Here is an 18,054-nt window from a genome sequence, read left to right on the forward strand (position 1 = left end):
TTGTCAATGAATATAAGAAAGCCGATCGGATTTCACTGATCGGCTTTCTTATAAATTGCTACTTTAAGCCATGAACTTCGTGATGCTATCTGTTAAAAAGTCTAAAAAGGACAGGCATGTCTTGTCGTGTTCATTAAAATAGCTTAAATTGCACAATAAATGATCCGCACGTTATCAAATAGGATAAAAACATATTACCCATACGGTCTCGTATTTGTAACCATGCTTTTAACGCTACTGACGTCCTGTCCAATTAAAAGTGGCATCAAAAGTCTTGCAGGTATTCCGATAAACGTTGAACAAGGCCATGCTAAAAGCGGTGTCGTAGGGAACATTCTTGGACAATGTATGAGTGGGTCAACAACAGATTCGGTCATCACCAAATCGATGTCTCACCATACCAACAAATTACTTCCCAGCGTCATTTTTATCGCGGCGTTTTTACTTCTACTCGGTTTCCGGATTTATAAAGGTCAATCTAATCTGTTTTATAGGAAACTAAAAGTTCCTAATATTGTTCCTCTCTTTCTTCAATACCGAAAACTCGTCATTTAATACCACTTCCCTTTCTCTTTTTTCTATTAGCTGCAAGGCATCAATAGACAACAACTTTATTCATTTTAGATCATCAGCACTTTACAAGAAGTAATAATTATTTAAATAAGCGGTCATGAAGACACAATTTATAAATCCGGCAATCCGCACAGGCGCGTTGGTTATGGTAACGATTTTTATAATGGCCTGTGGGAACAACGCAACACATGAAGAAAAAAATCCTACGAAAGGACATAGCGAAACACAAGCTTCAAGCATGAGCCAAACGGCAGATCTGATATTTCAGGATCAAAAGGGTAAAACCGTATCATTAAGTTCACTAAAAGGCAAAGTGGTATTCATTAATTTTTGGGCAACCTGGTGCCCTCCCTGTATACAGGAAATGCCCTCCATTAATAAATTAAAGCAGTCTTTTAATGGTAATGACCATATTGTATTCCTGATGGTAGACGTCGATGCGAATATCAAAAAATCGACCGGCTTTATGGAAAAAAATCAGTACGACTTACCGGTGTATGTTCCCGCCAGTGAAATACCACCAAGTTTTTTGGGAGATGCCATTCCAACAACGGTAATACTAGACAAAAAGGGGAATCTAATTGCCCGCATGGAAGGTGGTCGGGATTATGCAGATCCTCAAATGGTAACAGCCTTGAATGCGTTGATTAAAAGTGATGAATAAGCATTAACAAAAGTAAATAGAAACGAACTATGTTTAATAATAAGGAGATTTCAACGGAAAAATCGTCAGCAAATAAGTTTTGGCAATTTGTCCGAAAAAATGCGTTTTCTATCCTAATGGGAATTATTGCGTTGACCATGCTGATCAGTCCCGGAGCAAAATCGATGGTGCTTCGGCAGCTTATGCTTACCGGATTGTTTAATGCCTCGATAGACCAAAAGAGTTTCGATGCCACAGATCAATCGATTGTTGATTTTGACTTTGAAGACGACAAAGGGCGTATTCAAAACACCTCCTCACTACGAGGCAAAGTGGTATTTATTAATTTTTGGGCTTCCTGGTGCCCGCCATGCAGGGCAGAATTTCCATCGATAGAAAAGCTCTATGCAAATTTCAAAGAGCATCCCGCTATTTTCTTTTTGACGATTAATGAAGATAAAGATTTAGCTACAGCATACACTTATTTAAAGAGAGAAAAGTACTCCATACCCATCTATAGGGCAAAAGGCAATGTTCCGGCCTCTATTTACGCCGGAACGTTGCCTACAACTGTCGTACTGGATAAGAATGGGAAAATAAGATTTCATCATACCGGTTTTGCCAACTATGCATCCGATAAATTCAATAAGCAGCTGGAAGAATTGATTCAGGAATAAGCGTTGAACGAGGGAAGTATGCGGTCTTGATAATATATTACTATGATGCCGACACCAAGTTGGGGTGCGGCATATTTTTATTTTTAAATAACTACTAAATCTATATAGTTTGTGTATTATATATTTTATTCTATTTTTGCTACGACTTTTTACAGTCTGGCAGCAGGGAAAAAGACCTGTATTGTTTACTTGAACTTAACCATATCGAAAAAATGATTTTACTTGTTAGAACAAGGCCCAAAAGCCTTATTCCTTTATTCTTGCTGTTCATAGGAAGCTATGTCACACTTCGCGCACAGCAAACCAAACCCCTTATCAACTCAACCCTCAGCGGTAAAGTACAGGACGCCCATACGGGCGAAGCCGTCGCAGGGGCTACCCTTACCCTGGAAGGCACCACGCACCGGGCAACATCCGATGGAAACGGACGATTTAACTTCGTAACCGGCCAAAAATTTCCCTACACGTTAATTGCCAGCTATGTAGGTTATAAGACCGTCAAGCTCGTAGTGAATAGCAGTGACATCGTTGTTCAATTAGAGCCTGATTTAAATGAACTCGAAGACGTTGTGGTGGTCGGCTACGGCACCCAAAAGAAAAGCACGCTTACCGGCGCGGTGGCTACCGTAGATTCGAAATTCCTTTCCAACAGACCGATCACTAATTCTACACAGGCCCTTCAGGGAGCTAACGGCGTTTATGTTAATCAGAATAAGGGACGTCCCGGAGCGGAAGGAAACACCATTCGTATACGAGGCGTCGGTACATTGAATAATAACAATCCCTTGGTGCTGGTGGATGGAATTGAATACCCACTAAGTGAAGTGAACCCGAACGATATCGAAAGTATATCGGTATTGAAAGATGCCGCCTCCGCCGCCATCTACGGTAACCGAGCGGCAAATGGCGTGATCCTCGTAAAAACAAAAACCGGACAAAAAGGCCAGTTCCAAGTAGACTATAACATTTACGTCGGTTCCCAGCGGTCAACCTTTAAACCGGATGTTGTTTCCAACGCCATTCAGTACATGGAAGGTAAAAATCGTGCACTGACCAACGAAGGAAAACCGGCAGAGTATGGGACGGAACTGTTAGATGAATACCGCAACGGAACTGATCCCTTTATATATCCCAATACGAACTGGTTCGACGTTATGTACAGAAATGCCCCCATCCAAGAACATAATCTCCGATTATCCGGTGGTGGCGAAAAAACCACCTTCTCGCTATCTTTCGGTTATTTGAATCAAGATGGTGTGCTTATCGCAACTGATGCCAAGAAGTATACTTTGAACAGCAATGTACAATCTGATCTCAATTCCTGGTTAAAAATAGGCGCTAATCTGGCCGGTACTTTCTGGAACGATCGCGAGAGCGCCTATACCGCCGACGAAGGCAATGGAGAAGGAGGCATCATGGGGCTCCTATACAGAGGTTTGCCCATGCAAGTTCCCTACGCGCAGGATGGAAGCTATGCCGATCAGTGGGTACGCGTCCCGGGCCATAATTTTTTCCGGAACCCGTTAGCCCTCTCTTATGAAGGTTTTCGCAGAAATCATCGATACCGTACACTAGCCAACGTTTTTGCAGAAGTTAAACTTCCGCTTAATTTAACTTATAAAATTACCGCCGCTGCCAATATCTTTTTCGGCAGAGAGAAATATGCCTATCCGCAGATTTCATTGACCAACCCCAAAACGGGAGTTGTCACCCCCATGGGTAACATTCCGGCGCGCGGCGTGAAACAGATTGCAACGGAAGGCGTAAACCTGACCAACTTCCATACGTTGAATTTTACCCGTCAGTTTGGTGATCACTCCGTCAATGCTTTAGCGGGATTCAGCATGGAGCGTTTTGACGACAGCGATTTTGACGCTTATAACCAAGGTTACCTGGGCAATGAATTGAACGAGCTGGATGCCGGAAGTACTGCACCTGCGGTGGGCGGCACTTCATCGCAATCGCGCCTACAGTCGTATTTCGGGCGGATAAACTATAGTTTTCGCGACAAATATATATTCGAAGCGAATGTGCGCTATGACGGATCGTCCCGCTTTGCCAACGGTAAACGCTGGGGCCTATTTCCATCTTTCTCCGGCGCTTGGAGACTGAACAGAGAAAACTTTTTAGCAGAAGCAAGCTGGATCGATAACCTGAAGCTCCGCGCATCTTGGGGCCAACTCGGCAATCAGAACATACCACTCTACAGTTATGTCAACGCCATTAGCTTAGGAAACAATTACAGCTTTAACAACAATGTGGTACCCGGAACCGCCATTATCCAACTTGCCGATCCCTCTATCTCCTGGGAGAAAACCACCATGACCAATATTGGTGTCGATTTTGATATTTTACAAGGAAAATTGGCCTTCCAACTAGATTTGTTCGATAAAACGACCAGTGAAATCCTAAGACAGGTAAATGTTCCTGCACAGGTAGGCAATTTAACGGGTCCTTTCCGTAATATCGGAAAAGTGTCCAACAAAGGTATCGAAGTCTCTTTAGCGTATCAGGACGCTATCGGCGATTTTCGCTATCGGGTGGGCGGAAACCTAGCCTACTTAAAAAATGAAGTATTGGATGTAAAAGGTAACATCTATTACGATGGTGTTACCATCATAAGAAAAGGCGATCCGATAAGTGCCTTTTACGGATTACAGTCGGCCGGTATTTTTCAGAACGAGGCCGAAATTGAACAACATGCCTTTCAGGCCGCCAACACCCGACCCGGTGATATCCGCTATGTCGACCAAAACCAAGACGGTATCGTCGATAATAACGACCGCATAGTGATCGGCAATAGCATTCCTAAATATACCTACGGTTTCACCTTGAGCGGCTCCTACAAAAACGTAGATCTTGATTTATTCTTTCAGGGAGTAGCGGATGTAGACACCTATGCCAACGGCAATCTAGCCTTCCCTTATCGGAACGGGGCAGGTGTAACAAACGAATGGTTGACCGACTCGTGGACGCCCGAAAATCCCGGGGCGCGGCTACCTATCCTTACCACCTCTTCCGGTTACCCGCAAAATTTTCTAACCTCTGATTTCTGGATCAAAGATGCCAGCTACTTGCGACTTAAGAATATTCAACTTGCTTACAGTTTACCCGGCGCTTGGCTGGAACGTCTACATATCCGAAGGTTCAAGGTTTTCGTAAACGCTCAGAACTATTTAACCTTTACGGACTTTAAATTAGGCGATCCAGAGCGGAACCTGACGCGAGCCAATATGATCGATTACCCTAACTATAAATCCATTACCGCAGGGGTAAATTTAACCCTCTAATGTTGTCCTCACCATGAATAGATTTTATATAAGAATGAAAACATTTAGCAAATATTTCATAATAGGAAGCCTACTTTTGTGCTTTGGTAGCTGCTCCTCTTTTCTTGATGTGGAGCCTACCGACCGATATACTGATGATAATTACTGGGAAACCGAAGAGCGCGTGGTTGCCAGCCTGAACGGTGTATACGCATCGTTGCTGCATAATGGTTTATATGGTGGTACAACACCTCTTTATTTTGAAAACCTGTCGCCTAACGCCTACCGCTATCAGGGCGATTACAATTTGGTAGCACAAGGGCAGCACAATGCCAATACGGCGCTATTTTATACCGTTTGGCAAGGAGCTTATCAAGGTATCGGGCGAGCCAATAACCTATTGGCTAATATCGGCAAGGTTGAAATGGATGAAAGCAGGCGTAAACGTTATACTGCTGAGGCGAAATTCCTACGGGCCGTATTTTACTTTCCTTTATGGAATCTTTTCGGAGGGGCGCCGCTTATTTTGGATGCAACCAATGATGCCACCCAATCGAATTTACCCAGAAACACAGCCGAGGAAATTTATACACAGCTATTGCGTGATCTGAATGAAGCCATTCCCGATCTACCCGCAAGCTATGGTGCCAACGAAAAAGGAAGGGCTACCAGTGGTGCCGCCCTGGCATTCAAAGCACGCATACTGCTTTACGCGAGGCAGTGGGAAGAGGCAGCCAAGACCGCCAAAGAAGTAATTGACGCCAACAACTATCAACTATTTCCGGACTATCGCGGATTGTTTTACCTGGAAAATGAAGGAAATGAAGAAGTCATATTTGATGTACAGTTTAAGTTTCCTGAATTTACGCACGGATTTGATATCAACCTGGATCAGTATAATAACATCGGGCCCTTACCTAATCTGGTTAATGACTATTACGATCGCGAAGGAAAAAACATCGGTCAGTCAAACCTATATGATCCGGCCAAGCCTTACGAAAATAGAGACCCGCGCTTACAGGCAACGGTAATTGTTAAGGGCAGTTTATTCAAGGGAGCGGTGGTGACCGAGGGACAATATCCGCGAACAGGATATGGGCAGAAAAAATATACGGTATTTAAAGACGACATACCAGCTGCGACAATTCCGGATGGGCAATCCGAATTAAACTATATCCTGCTACGTTATGCAGATGTCTTGCTGATGTACGCGGAGGCACAAAATGAAGCTTACGGCCCAGATCAATCCGTTTACAATGCCTTACAGCAAATAAGGTCCCGTATAGGGATGCCCGGATTATCCACCAGTTTATCGCAGGACGAATTACGACGAGAAATACGTCATGAACGACGCATTGAATTGGCAGGAGAAGGGCTCTATTATTACGATATAAGACGCTGGGGCATTGCACAAGAAGTTCTTAATGGCGATATTTACAACGACAAGGGGCAACGCATCGATACCAGACGGTTTGATCCGCAACGGGATAATCTTTGGCCTATTCCGGCCATCGCCATACAGGAGAATCCGGCATTGGCACAAAACCCCGGTTATGGAAATTAAGCAATGGCCGCTAACAACCATGGATACATCACAACAACAATTATAATCGAATGAAGAAGTTTTTGCTATTACCCTTACTAATGACACTATGCCTGCTATTTAATGCGAAAGCGCAGGAAAAAAAACCAAATATTATTTTTATTCTAGCGGATGATCTTGGTTATGGAGATGTGGGCTTCAATGGCCAACGGCTGATCAACACACCGAATCTGGACCGACTGGCAAAAGAGGGAATTCGCTTCAATCAGTTTTATGCCGGCACCGCTGTATGTGCGCCTTCCAGATCCGCGCTGATGAGCGGGCAACATACCGGTCACACCTTTATCCGTGGCAACCTCGGGGTAGAGCCTGAAGGACAATACCCTATTCCTGATTCGGTAGAGACGATCGCGGAGACGCTGAAAAAGGCGGGTTACCAAACCGGCGCCTTCGGTAAATGGGGCCTCGGCCCAGTCGGTTCCGAAGGCGATCCGAACAAGCAGGGCTTCGACCGCTTTTACGGTTACAACTGCCAGTCGTTAGCGCACCGTTATTATCCCACCCATCTGTGGGACAATAGCGAGAAAGTAGTCTTAACCGAAAATGGCGATCTGGAATACCATAAGCAATATGCACCCGATCTGATACAAGAGCAGGCACTTGGCTTTATCGAGGAGCATAAGGACCGGCCCTTTTTCCTTTTTCTTCCCTATATCCTCCCCCATGCCGAGCTCTTGGTACCGGACGATAGCATTTTTCAGTATTACAAAGGTAAATTTGAGGAAAAGCCTTTCAAAGGCTTCGACTATGGCAAGGGTGCGAAATCCGGCGGCTACGCTTCTCAACAGTATCCGCATGCTACCTTTGCAGCAATGGTGGCCCGGTTGGACTTATATGTCGGCCAGATAGAGGAAAAATTACGCAGTTTAGGATTGGATGAAAATACATTGATCATTTTCACCAGTGATAATGGCCCGCACAAAGAAGGCGGAGCAGATCCTACCTTCTTTCAAAGTTCCGGAGGGCTTCGTGGAATAAAACGCGACTTGTATGAAGGCGGAATACGTGTGCCCTTTGTCGCCAAGTGGCCAAAGGCAATCCGTGTGGGGCAACAGAGCGAGTTCATTGGCGCATTCTGGGACATTTTCCCTACGTTCGCCGAACTAGGCGGCGCAGCAACTGCCGCATCTACCGATGGTATCTCATTCGTAAATACGCTAAAGGGACAAGGAACACAAAAGCAGCATGAATATCTATACTGGGAATTTCATGAACAAGGCAGTAAACAGGCCGTACGTTACGGCAAATGGAAAGGTGTCCGCTTAAATGTAAAGGCAGATGGTGGCGCACCGATTGAGCTGTACGATCTATCAGTCGACAGAGCCGAGAAGAATAACATCGCTTTCCAACATCCTGAAATTGTTAAAAAAATTGCCGGATTCATGCAAGAAGCACACACAGATAATCCCATTTTCCCGTGGGAATAAAAGAATAGATATATCTCCACTCCCTTTGTTTCGACCCTAAAATTTGGTTAAAACTGAAGGAGGTGGAGGTTCTTAACTTATCACTGAATCCTGTCCCGTTATCCCTTGGTCACGGACCATCAGGATGTTCCCTTGCCTTGATAAGCGTTTGCAAACGCGCAATGGCAGGCTTTCGCCATTCAACGGGCATATCCCCTTCAATATAGTCGAAGTTTTCGTCAATGTAAAGCACCTTTCCATCACAGGTGATTCTATAATAGTTGAAAGACTGGTTCTCCGTCAAATCAAAATCAAAACGTCTTTCTTCAAGTGGTGTAATCGCTACCGGTATTTCTTCGTATTCCATTTCCTACATTTTTTACAACATCCGTAAAAACCCGATCCTTAAAAGAACAACTTCATGGATCTGGTAAATTATGTAATTAACAAAACCTCAGAAAGATAGTTGCGACTGTTTTTATTTTGTAAATAAGTGAGAAAACAGCGCGCGCAATAAAGTTGAAACCAAGAAATACGATAAAATCTGTATTTTTGTATATGCCAGCTATCCAAAGTCTAGAAGCATTTTATGCCCGCAAATTCGACAAAAACCCTTCGCTATCCGCGAATGGTGTGGAAGCTTTTAACGTTTTCCGCTTAACGGACAGTAGAAATAGCAGTACAGCGGCCTCGCCCTATGCTCGGTACGACTTTTACAAGATTATGCTTATTAACGGGCAACACCGCTGTCATTATGCCGATAAAAGCATCGCCTTTGCCGGCAGCACACTCCTTTTTTTCAACCCGGCTGTCCCCTATCGCTTTGAGCGTTTAGATAAACAGTCCACCGGATTCTTTTGCGTTTTTAAAGAATCATTTTACACGGAAAGTTTTCGAAAGGGAATCCACGATTTGCCAATGTTCACACCTGGCGGAAAACCCGTATATGCTTTAAACGAAACGCGGGAATTAGAAGTAGCTACCCTATTTGAGAAAATGCTGAACGAGATGCATTCGGATTATCGCTTTAAGTACGACCTGCTGCGTAATTATGTATCCGAACTGCTTCATTGCGCTATGAAAATGGAACCGCATGAACAGCTATACCACCATCCGGACACCAATGCGAGAATCACTTCCATATTTATGGCTTTACTGGAACGCCAGTTTCCGATCGATTTACCCGGTCAGCCCATTCAAATGCGATCGCCAAGTGATTTCGCTGACAAGCTAGGCGTACACGTAAACCATCTCAACCGTGCGGTTCGACTAACAACCGGAAAAACAACCACCGCTCACATCGCCGAGCGCATGGCAGCCGAAGCCACGGCATTATTGAAACATACCAACTGGAATATCTCCGAGATCAGTTATAGCCTCGGTTTCGCCCATCCGTCCTATTTTACCTCTTTCTTTAAGAAACAAACTAAAGTTACACCTACTTCCATCCGACTTGTTTGAATTTCAATAGCATCCGTTTGATTCACCCAAACAGCTACGCTTGTGTCCGTTATACCTTTGCCATATGAATACAAACAATATGGAAAATAAGAAAGTATGGTTTATTACAGGGGCCTCTAAAGGCCTCGGACTCGCTTTAGCGAAACAATTATTACAGATTGGCCACCAAGTGGTTGCAACTTCCCGAAACAGCACAAGCTTGATTAATGCGATAAATTTTAAAGGCGAAGCCTTTCTTCCACTTCAGGTAGATCTGAGCAGTGATCAAGATGTAGCCGCAGCCATCCGGCAGGCTCATCAAACCTTCGGCCAAATAGACGTAGTTGTGAATAATGCCGGCTATGGTATTGGCGGTAGTATCGAAGAATTAACGGACAAGGAAACGCGTGACAGTTTTGATATTAATGTATTCGGAACGATTAATGTCATTCGTCATGCACTGCCCATCCTACGCGCACAAGCTTCAGGGCATATCATCAATATTTCCTCTATTGCAGGTATTGCACCGGCTATTGGCTGGTCGGTTTATGGCGCAGCAAAACATGCCATAATCGGTTTAAGTGAAGTATTGGCCGATGAAGTTAAAGAGCTAGGCATCAAGGTAACGGTTATTGCACCGGGAGCCTTCCGTACCAATTTCCTGCAAACCGATTCGCTTGTGTTGTCAGAAAGAAAAATCGATGCTTACGCTAACATCAGAGCTTCACATGAACGCTATACCCAGATGAACGGTCATCAGGCCGGCGATCCTGAAAAGGCGGCAAAGGCGATGATCGAGCTCGCTGAAATGCCCGAACCGCCTGTATACTTACTGCTGGGCAGCGATGCTTATGCACGTGCCTTTAGTAAGCTAGAGCTCCTAGCCTCCAGCTATAAACAATGGGAAGCTCTGACCAAATCGACTGATTATTAAGTTTACAACAAGCTGGCGATAAGCTATAAGCGTTAGGCACCTCATAGCTTATCGCTCATAGCTCCTGCCTGTCGGCAGGCAAGCATCATTTCTCTTGGCTATTAACAATCAGCGGCGTAGTACTACTGCAACTGCCACTATTCATCACTCCGAATTCATAATTCTTCGCTTAAAACCTCGTCACATCGACTTATTATCCACTGTCCACTTCAATCACCGTTAGCTCCGCGAAACATTTCGGAAAGCCGCTGGTTAATAAAGTAGCCGACGGCTTTTTTGTTATGACCCGCGACGAAGCATTCGCGCTTCGAATACAAATCAATAATCGGATTATGTGTGCTTTTATCAATATTATACTTATGACCCACCTTTTACAGCTGAACAGTAACACCGCCTCCTTTGCCGACTTCAAGAAAAATAAAGAGATTCCAAAAATTATTGAAGCAAATGTACTGAAAGCCCTTTCCTATTATCCGGAACTTCAGGACACCCATATTCGCTTCGAATTTAAACAACACATCAAAAAATCGGTTATGCAAGCCCAACCGGCGGCCTTATCATTGCTCCGGAGAAAAGAAAACAGAATCTACAAAATAAATATCAGCGCTCTGTTTCGGCTCACCCATACCGCTATCCCGATCCATCAACTCCCCGATAGTATTATAATTGGATGGATTGGCCATGAACTTGGGCATATTATGGATTATGAATCAAGAAGTACCTGGAGCATAATTGGTTTTGGGATTTCCTACCTGCTTTCAAAAAAGTTCATTCAGCGCGCGGAACTTATCGCTGATACCTTTGCGGTAAACCATGGTTTGGGCGCCTATATCATAGAAACAAAACGCTTTATTCTCGAACATGCGGATATACCACAAGCTTATAAAGATCGAATTGCCCGATTATATACCTCGCCCGATGAAATTGTAGAACAAGTTAAAGCATTAGAGGAAGAGCGGGAGCTACCCTAAAGCATTCAAAAACTTCTCTAAGGCCAAAAACTCGTTATCTTTCATCACCCTTGGTATCTTCACCTGTCCACCGAGCTTCTTGGTTTGTGCACTCCACTCATAAAAATGGTTAATAGGAACCAGTTTTACCTCTACCGATTTTAGCGCCTTGTTTCTTGCCACATCATAGTTCTTGTTCAAAGCACGTAATTGATTGTCCAGGTAATCGGCTACTTTCGTGGCATCAGCCGATAGGTTAGTTGTTCCCAGAATCCATCGATTTTTGTAATCGCCATCGTTCACCAAAGCCGCAACCGTGAATTCTTCAATCGTGGTATTAAATTCCCTTTCCACCAAACGCATCGCTTCATTCATTTGGTAAACGGATAATTGCTCACCCACCACATTTAAATAATGCTTGGTACGCCCACTTATCTTAATCTCCATTCTCTCTTTGTTGGTCACCATCACGGTGTCGCCAATCATATAGCGCCAAGCGCCCGCTACGGTCGAAATAAGGAGAACATAATTCACGTTCTCTTCTACCTCCGCAATACTTAGCACCTGCGCCTGCGGTTTAATCGTCCCGTCTTTTTCCATATTTGCCTCAGTGAAGGGCACAAACTCAAAGAATACGCCATTATCCGTAATCAAAGCCATGTCGGCGTCCGGACGTTTTTGTGTAGCCAGGTAGCCTTCGGAGGCCAAATAAGTATCAATATAGACAAGTGGTTTCGCAACTAGTTTCTCGAAGCTCTTCCGATAGGGTTCAAAGGCCACGCCACCGGAAGTATATACTGCCAAATTCGGCCATACGTCATGAATGGTATTCAATTTATTAAAAGAAATGATTTCCTTTAACATCAGTTCCGTCCATGACGGAATACCCGTAATGCTACCAATATCCCACTCGGGCGCCCGCTCTGCTATCTGTCTTATTTTCTGTTCCCAGTTATCCAGCGAAGCAATTTCGCTTCCGGGCTTATAGAACTTTCTAAACCAAAAAGGAATATTTGCCGCACTGATCCCGCTGATTTCCCCCTCCAGGTGATCATCCTTTTGAATCAGGTTAGTACTGCTACCGAGCATCAATATTTGCTTTTCAAAAAATGTGGGTGGGAGGTCAAAGTTCTTTAAGCTTGTTATTTGTTGGATGCCCGCTCTACGGATCGCTTCCAGCATATCCTCGGTTACAGGTATGTATTTACTGTTGCTTGTGGTGCCGCTGCTTATAGCAAAGTACGACTGTCCACCCGGCCAGGTAACATTTTGATGTCCCGCCAGTAGGTAATGCCACCATTCAGCATACAACTTATCATAATCAAAAATCGGTACCGCCTGTTGAAAAGCTTGAATCAAAGATTTGTGCGTTAAGATCTTTTGAAAATCATATTGTTTTCCGAAAGCGGTAAGCTGGGCTTTTTCCAAAAGTTTTCCCAATACCCGATTTTGTTCTTTCACTGGGTCGGCTTCCGTACCAATCGCATCCGAAAGATGAATTGCCTGCTTAATGATTTTACCTATGATGGCCATAGAAATTTGATCAATCAGTTACGCCACTACTGTGGCAACATTATTTTTGTTAGTTCCCGATTAAAACTCATCAGTGATGGCTATACCGGTACCTGCGCCTGCTCGTACAACAAACCTTCCGCTTTTAGTTCTTGCCAAAAAGCGGTAGGAACCGGTGTTTCCAAAGCCTTCGCATTTGATATTACCTGTTCAGGTTTGCTGGCGCCCGGGATGATGGATACAAACTCGTCTGCTGCCAGTACAAAATGGAGGGCGGCCGTGATGATGTCAATCCCATGGCGCCTGGCAATCGCATCAATGCGATCCCTTTTTTCTCGGAAGCCTTTTGGAATAACTTCTTTATAATTATAACGATCGCGTCCAGCTATAAATCCGGAATTATAGCCCGCACCCGATACCAGTTGTACCCCGGCCTTTCTTACGGCAGGCAAAAGGCGGTCAACGGCGTCTTCATGTGCCAGAATAGAATATTGCGTGGCTGATAAGCAGATATCCGGATCGGCCCGCTCGATGCAATCAAGAATGGGCTCTATCTGATTAACGCCCATACCCCAAGCATTAATAATGCCCTGATCCCGATAATCGCTTAACACCTTGAAGGCGCCCTCTGTCGCCTGTTTCAGGAAATAAGGATATCGATCGCCCACCTGATCTTCTGATAAATCATGCACGAAAACGATGTCAATCCGATCTAATCCTGTGCGTTTCAAACTATCGTCCAGCGATCGCTTCACTGCGTCCGCAGTATAGTTATGTTCAAAATCATAGGGCAAAGGATCTTGCCACATGGTAGGTGGAACTTGCTTTTCAGGGACCTCGCGGAAAAGCCGACCTACTTTAGTAGAAAAAACGAAATCTTCCCGTACTTTATCCCCTAAGAACGTTCCGAAAGCCCGCTCACTTTTAGTGAGCCCATACCAAGGCGAAGTATCGTAGTAACGTATACCTACGTCCCAAGCCTTTGCTAAAACTTCCTGCGCTTGGTCATGGCTTATTTTTTCAAACGCTGTACCGATAGCGACACCACCTAGCCCTAGTTTTTCTTTCAGGTGAAAAGCACCTTCCTTAATCCATGTTTTCATAATGTTTATTCCGTTTTACATTCCCCCTTTTATTTACCATTTAAAAACCTAATTGTTTTTCTCGAGTCTCACTTAATTGCTTGCCGGAAAGTCCTACCCACCACTTAACCACCGTCCTATTAACAAAACCGAACAACAAGTGTTCATATTCGTACAGCGTTTCAGCATAAAATGGCCTTTGAATCGCCTTACAATCGTTTATATAAAATGGCTTCCTATTTGAGCTGATTTTAGCAATCCAATTTATTACGATATGTTCAGACATTATTTTCGGATAGCGATACGATCCATAGCTCGTTATAAATCTTATGCTGCCATTAATATTTTCGGCTTGGCCTTAGGGCTTGCCTCTTGCATATTAATCTTTCTCATTGTTCGGAATGAGCTTAGTTATGATCAATATCATAAGCAAGCAGCCAGAACTTACCGGGTTACGTCGTTGGGTTTGGATTATAATCCAAGTGTTTCATTTGCCGTTGCACCCGCCCTCAGAAATGATTTTCCTGAGCTGGAACACGTTTCACAATACTATTATTGGCGAGAAAGTATGATCGAGATCAATCACGAACGTTTTATCCTAAAAGACGTTGCCGCTGCCGATAATGAATTTGCCAAGATATTTGATTTAGTTTGGTTGGCAGGTGATCCCAATTCAGCCTTGGAAGCACCGAATACGATTGTACTTACCGAGAGCACCGCAAAACAATATTTCGGAGATCAGAACCCTATCGGGCAGACCATCCGTATGGATAACGATTGGGAACTGAAGGTAACCGGTCTTATTAAAGACCTACCCGGTAATACCCATTTAACCTTTAAATCATTGGTCTCTTGGGCAACATTCCATGATGAAACGAGCAATTTTTGGTCGATACAAGGAGGATACCTATACGTTACTTTACCTGAAAAACTATCCGCCGCCACTGTTGAACAAAGGCTTCCGGCCTTTATTAAAAAAAATTGGCGCGAAGCCGTTGAAAAAGAAAAAGCTACGCTATTGTTACAACCATTAACCGATATACATTACGATCAACGATATCTCAACCAGACCAGTATGCCGCGGTCTAAAAAAAGCATATACGGTTTAGCAGCAGTTGGTTTATTCATTTTAGTAATCGCCTGCATTAATTTTGTAAATATGGCTACCGCTTTTGCTTTAAAACGCTCCAAAGATGTGGGCATCCGAAAAGTAATCGGTGCCAAGCCCATTCAGATTATTAAAAGTGCGCTCTCAGAAATAGTCATTCAAGTGATCATTGCATTAGGACTGGCAATAGGTTGTCTATTGTTATTTATCCCTTATACGGAAGGATTCTTTGGTACCCGTATCAACGCCAATCAGCTTTTACACATAGATGTTCTTATTGGCCTTTTTATTATTTCACTATTCGCGATTTTGATCTCCGGCGTATACCCCGCCTTGATCCAGTCGCGTTTCAATCAATTGCAGATTTTAAAGTCGTCTTTCTCAACTGCCGTTAAAGGAACTACCATCTTAAAAAGAGGACTGATCGGTATTCAGTTTTTGGTAACTCAATTGCTCATTATAAGCACCTTTATTGTAGCCAAGCAGATGGATTTCTTTCTTAATAAAGACATTGGTTTTGATAAAGAATCCATTATCACTTTTGATATGGGAAAAAACCCCGAGGGATTGCGTCAGCTACTTTCAAACCAACCCGGTGTTAAAGACTTTAGTTTTGCTTCCGTTGCGCCGGCTTACAACAATAATTATATGCCTTTTTCTGCGCCGAATTTGGGCATGCAAGAAGTAGATGTAACCGAAATGAAGGTGGTAGATGAAAATTATTTTTCCATGTTTGGATTAAAAATGTTGGCTGGATCACCTATTACCAAGAGCATTATGCCGCAGGACAGTATTTTGAGAATTGTCGTCAATAAAACCCTTGTAAACCGATTAGGAATACAAAATTATAATGATGCGTTGGGACAGCAGATAACAGTAGGCGATCGTCGGGCAGAAATTCAGGGCGTGGTGGCCGATTTTCAAAGCGAATCCAAGCACAAAAAAATCAGGGCTTGCTTTCTTTATTACAATCCTGAAAGATTTCAGCAAGCAAGTGTGAAGCTTCAATCGAACCACATCAAACAGACCATCGCGTCCATCAACAAAGAATGGTCAGTGCTCAATCCCGAATCTTTATTCAATTATGAATTCATTGATAATAAGCTTGCAAGATTATATGAACGCGAGCAAACACTCTATAATACCTTTAAAGTGTTTACGTTTATTGCCATTCTTATCAGCTGCGTAGGGCTGCTCGGATTAGTGTCATTAATGGCCGTTCAACGTGTAAAAGAGATTGGTGTCCGCAAAGTGTTGGGTGCATCAGTAAACAATATTGTGCTGCTCTTCTTAAAAGACTTTGTCATATTGATCGGCATCTCCTTCGTAATAGCCGTACCCATTGCCTGGTACGCTATGCACAGTTGGCTACAAGAATTTGCCTATCAGATTAAAATAAGCCCTTTACATTTTATGGTCGGCTTGCTGGTTACGCTCTTTATTGCCGGGACTACTGTTTTTATCCGTAGCTTCATCGCCGCTACCGGCAATCCAATTAAGGCAATAAAAGAGGAGTAAGGTTAGTTAATAGGTTTTAGAAATTAGCTTTCAGCAGTCAGCCTTCGGCTTTAGGCAGTGCCGGCCCCATCATCAAATTGGCTAATCGGCTCATTGGCTAATTATGGATTTCGGATATCGGCAGTCAGCTAGCCTGCCTGTATGTAGGCACTATTGCTATTACGACAATTCTAGAACTCAACCACTGAGCTACTCAACAACTCCGGCACCTGCAATAAGTCGCAATCCCCCTCACAATTTGACGTTTATACCCTAATATCTCTTTCAATTTTTCGATAGTTTTGTTATTAATAAAATGGGTCTGAAATAAAATAAAAATAAACTTATGAGAACATTAGAATTCACAAAAGAAATTAAAGCACCCGCCCAAAAAGTTTGGGATGTACTTTGGAATGACGACACCTATTCAAAATGGACAAACGCTTTTAATCCAAATGGCGGTTCCCGCATGCAAAGCGATTGGCAGGTAGGTGGTAGAACACTTTTCCTGGATAACAATGGCAACGGCATGGTAAGTACCATTAAAAGTAAAAACGAACCCTACGACGTGGTATTCGAGCACGTTGGAGAAATAATGGATGGTAAAGAAGACACCACCAGCGAGCAGGTTAAAAGCTGGGCAGGCTCATTAGAAGAATATCACCTTTCTGAAACCAACGGCTTCACTACACTGAAAGCGTCCGTACAAGTGGGAGAAGAATGGGTGGATATGATGAGCAAAGGGTTTACCGAAGGACTGGAAACCGTTAAAACACTCTCGGAACAATAGTTTCCCTTCGCTTCTTTTAGATAACGACGTTTGGTTCGATTAAAAAAGAATGTCCGGCTCTTAACGGCCGGACATTCTCGAAGGTTGCTGGTAAAACTACTTTCCTACTTAACTACTTAACTATTTCTACTCATTCAAACTACTTTCGAAATCGTTAGGCTATCGGCTCGGCTTTGAAACCCTTGCGTTGGATGATCGCGACTACCTCATCCTTTGTAATGCCCTTCGAACTGACGGTAAGGATTTTGTCTGCATTATCTGTATCAACATGCCAGTGACAGATACCGTCTGCACTATCTAAATCCGGTTGAACTTTTGATACACATCCGCCACAGTTAAGATTGGTTTTGAATTGATATTCTTTGTTCTCCATTGTTTTAAAATTTAGTGTTATTTAATACGCCAAATTTCGGTACAATGTTGATGCCCCTTGTTGTACAATTTCTTGTTTGATTTATGAGATTTACTGTTAGTTTCTCGATGTTATTCCAAGTTATTAGTGGCAACGTCATATCCTTGCTGCACAGGTAGCCATCGGCTTAAAAAAAATCGTTCATCAAGCCCTGAGGC

Annotated in this window: 15 protein-coding genes; 11 read left to right on the forward strand and 4 right to left on the reverse strand. The window is 43.5% G+C overall.

The genetic code is table 11. From position 1 onward, the window contains the following. The first annotated feature begins 159 nt into the window (after window positions 1-159). The 6 genes from ACH11B_RS25830 (at window position 160) to ACH11B_RS25855 (ending at window position 8,192) form a co-directional block, all read left to right on the forward strand. Window positions 160-555 carry a hypothetical protein gene (locus ACH11B_RS25830; RefSeq protein ID WP_149106042.1) on the forward strand — a complete coding sequence of 132 codons (396 nt, stop codon included), beginning with the start codon at window positions 160-162 and terminating at the stop codon, window positions 553-555. 115 nt (window positions 556-670) lie between these two features. Next, window positions 671-1,237 carry a TlpA disulfide reductase family protein gene (locus ACH11B_RS25835; protein ID WP_149106043.1) on the forward strand — a complete coding sequence of 189 codons (567 nt, stop codon included), beginning with the start codon at window positions 671-673 and terminating at the stop codon, window positions 1,235-1,237. 29 nt (window positions 1,238-1,266) lie between these two features. Next, window positions 1,267-1,893, forward strand: coding sequence for a TlpA disulfide reductase family protein (locus ACH11B_RS25840; protein ID WP_130856730.1), 627 nt, complete (start codon window positions 1,267-1,269; stop codon window positions 1,891-1,893). Between the two features lie 212 nt (window positions 1,894-2,105). Further along, window positions 2,106-5,183, forward strand: coding sequence for a SusC/RagA family TonB-linked outer membrane protein (locus ACH11B_RS25845; RefSeq protein ID WP_377611176.1), 3,078 nt, complete (start codon window positions 2,106-2,108; stop codon window positions 5,181-5,183). Window positions 5,184-5,217: 34 nt separating this feature from the next. Then, on the forward strand, window positions 5,218-6,726 hold the full coding sequence (locus ACH11B_RS25850; RefSeq protein ID WP_242627241.1) for a RagB/SusD family nutrient uptake outer membrane protein: 1,509 nt from the start codon (window positions 5,218-5,220) through the stop codon (window positions 6,724-6,726). A 50-nt stretch (window positions 6,727-6,776) separates the two neighbouring features. Continuing rightward, window positions 6,777-8,192, forward strand: coding sequence for an arylsulfatase (locus tag ACH11B_RS25855; protein WP_130856727.1), 1,416 nt, complete (start codon window positions 6,777-6,779; stop codon window positions 8,190-8,192). A gap of 109 nt (window positions 8,193-8,301) precedes the next feature. On the opposite strand, the gene ACH11B_RS25860 is transcribed toward ACH11B_RS25855, so the two are convergent. Beyond that, window positions 8,302-8,538: a hypothetical protein gene (locus ACH11B_RS25860; RefSeq protein ID WP_130856726.1), complete on the reverse strand. Its 237-nt coding sequence runs from the start codon at window positions 8,536-8,538 to the stop codon at window positions 8,302-8,304. Window positions 8,539-8,729: 191 nt separating this feature from the next. On the opposite strand from ACH11B_RS25860, the gene ACH11B_RS25865 reads away from it, so the two are divergent. From ACH11B_RS25865 to ACH11B_RS25875, 3 genes are all read left to right on the forward strand, one after another. Beyond that, the gene (locus ACH11B_RS25865) at window positions 8,730-9,632 is read left to right on the forward strand and encodes an AraC family transcriptional regulator (protein WP_130856725.1); all 903 of its coding nucleotides are present in this window, start codon (window positions 8,730-8,732) and stop codon (window positions 9,630-9,632) included. Window positions 9,633-9,696: 64 nt separating this feature from the next. Further along, window positions 9,697-10,545 carry an oxidoreductase gene (locus tag ACH11B_RS25870; protein ID WP_130856724.1) on the forward strand — a complete coding sequence of 283 codons (849 nt, stop codon included), beginning with the start codon at window positions 9,697-9,699 and terminating at the stop codon, window positions 10,543-10,545. Between the two features lie 359 nt (window positions 10,546-10,904). After that, a complete protein-coding gene (locus ACH11B_RS25875) occupies window positions 10,905-11,516 on the forward strand; it encodes a hypothetical protein (RefSeq protein ID WP_165447006.1) in 612 nt (203 codons plus the stop codon). Here the strand turns inward: ACH11B_RS25875 and ACH11B_RS25880 are convergent. After that, window positions 11,508-13,028 carry a GH3 auxin-responsive promoter family protein gene (locus tag ACH11B_RS25880; protein ID WP_377611179.1) on the reverse strand — a complete coding sequence of 507 codons (1,521 nt, stop codon included), beginning with the start codon at window positions 13,026-13,028 and terminating at the stop codon, window positions 11,508-11,510. The two genes, ACH11B_RS25875 and ACH11B_RS25880, sit on opposite strands and share 9 nt — an antisense overlap. An 80-nt stretch (window positions 13,029-13,108) precedes the next feature. Then, the gene (locus ACH11B_RS25885) at window positions 13,109-14,110 is read right to left on the reverse strand and encodes an aldo/keto reductase (RefSeq protein ID WP_149106049.1); all 1,002 of its coding nucleotides are present in this window, start codon (window positions 14,108-14,110) and stop codon (window positions 13,109-13,111) included. A 253-nt stretch (window positions 14,111-14,363) separates the two neighbouring features. Between ACH11B_RS25885 and ACH11B_RS25890 the strand changes: the two genes are divergently transcribed. Next, window positions 14,364-16,715: an ABC transporter permease gene (locus ACH11B_RS25890; RefSeq protein ID WP_377611181.1), complete on the forward strand. Its 2,352-nt coding sequence runs from the start codon at window positions 14,364-14,366 to the stop codon at window positions 16,713-16,715. Between the two features lie 325 nt (window positions 16,716-17,040). Next, window positions 17,041-17,484, forward strand: coding sequence for an SRPBCC domain-containing protein (locus ACH11B_RS25895; protein ID WP_130856720.1), 444 nt, complete (start codon window positions 17,041-17,043; stop codon window positions 17,482-17,484). A 154-nt stretch (window positions 17,485-17,638) separates the two neighbouring features. Here the strand turns inward: ACH11B_RS25895 and ACH11B_RS25900 are convergent, their stop codons facing one another. Beyond that, window positions 17,639-17,857 carry a heavy-metal-associated domain-containing protein gene (locus ACH11B_RS25900; protein WP_130856719.1) on the reverse strand — a complete coding sequence of 73 codons (219 nt, stop codon included), beginning with the start codon at window positions 17,855-17,857 and terminating at the stop codon, window positions 17,639-17,641. Between the last annotated feature and the right edge of the window lie 197 nt (window positions 17,858-18,054).

It is taken from the genome of Olivibacter sp. EAT-5 (assembly GCF_044784325.1).
GTDB lineage: Bacteria > Bacteroidota > Bacteroidia > Sphingobacteriales > Sphingobacteriaceae > Olivibacter > Olivibacter oleidegradans.

Coding starts and splice junctions, on each gene's coding strand:
- ACH11B_RS25895 (WP_130856720.1), top strand. CDS start 17,041: ATGAGAACATTAGAATTCACAAAAGAAATTAAAGCACCCGCCCAAAAA.
- ACH11B_RS25880 (WP_377611179.1), bottom strand. CDS start 13,028: ATGGCCATCATAGGTAAAATCATTAAGCAGGCAATTCATCTTTCGGAT.
- ACH11B_RS25835 (WP_149106043.1), top strand. CDS start 671: ATGAAGACACAATTTATAAATCCGGCAATCCGCACAGGCGCGTTGGTT.
- ACH11B_RS25860 (WP_130856726.1), bottom strand. CDS start 8,538: ATGGAATACGAAGAAATACCGGTAGCGATTACACCACTTGAAGAAAGA.
- ACH11B_RS25875 (WP_165447006.1), top strand. CDS start 10,905: ATGACCCACCTTTTACAGCTGAACAGTAACACCGCCTCCTTTGCCGAC.
- ACH11B_RS25885 (WP_149106049.1), bottom strand. CDS start 14,110: ATGAAAACATGGATTAAGGAAGGTGCTTTTCACCTGAAAGAAAAACTA.
- ACH11B_RS25900 (WP_130856719.1), bottom strand. CDS start 17,857: ATGGAGAACAAAGAATATCAATTCAAAACCAATCTTAACTGTGGCGGA.
- ACH11B_RS25865 (WP_130856725.1), top strand. CDS start 8,730: ATGCCAGCTATCCAAAGTCTAGAAGCATTTTATGCCCGCAAATTCGAC.
- ACH11B_RS25850 (WP_242627241.1), top strand. CDS start 5,218: ATGAAAACATTTAGCAAATATTTCATAATAGGAAGCCTACTTTTGTGC.
- ACH11B_RS25855 (WP_130856727.1), top strand. CDS start 6,777: ATGAAGAAGTTTTTGCTATTACCCTTACTAATGACACTATGCCTGCTA.
- ACH11B_RS25845 (WP_377611176.1), top strand. CDS start 2,106: ATGATTTTACTTGTTAGAACAAGGCCCAAAAGCCTTATTCCTTTATTC.
- ACH11B_RS25830 (WP_149106042.1), top strand. CDS start 160: ATGATCCGCACGTTATCAAATAGGATAAAAACATATTACCCATACGGT.
- ACH11B_RS25890 (WP_377611181.1), top strand. CDS start 14,364: ATGTTCAGACATTATTTTCGGATAGCGATACGATCCATAGCTCGTTAT.
- ACH11B_RS25870 (WP_130856724.1), top strand. CDS start 9,697: ATGAATACAAACAATATGGAAAATAAGAAAGTATGGTTTATTACAGGG.
- ACH11B_RS25840 (WP_130856730.1), top strand. CDS start 1,267: ATGTTTAATAATAAGGAGATTTCAACGGAAAAATCGTCAGCAAATAAG.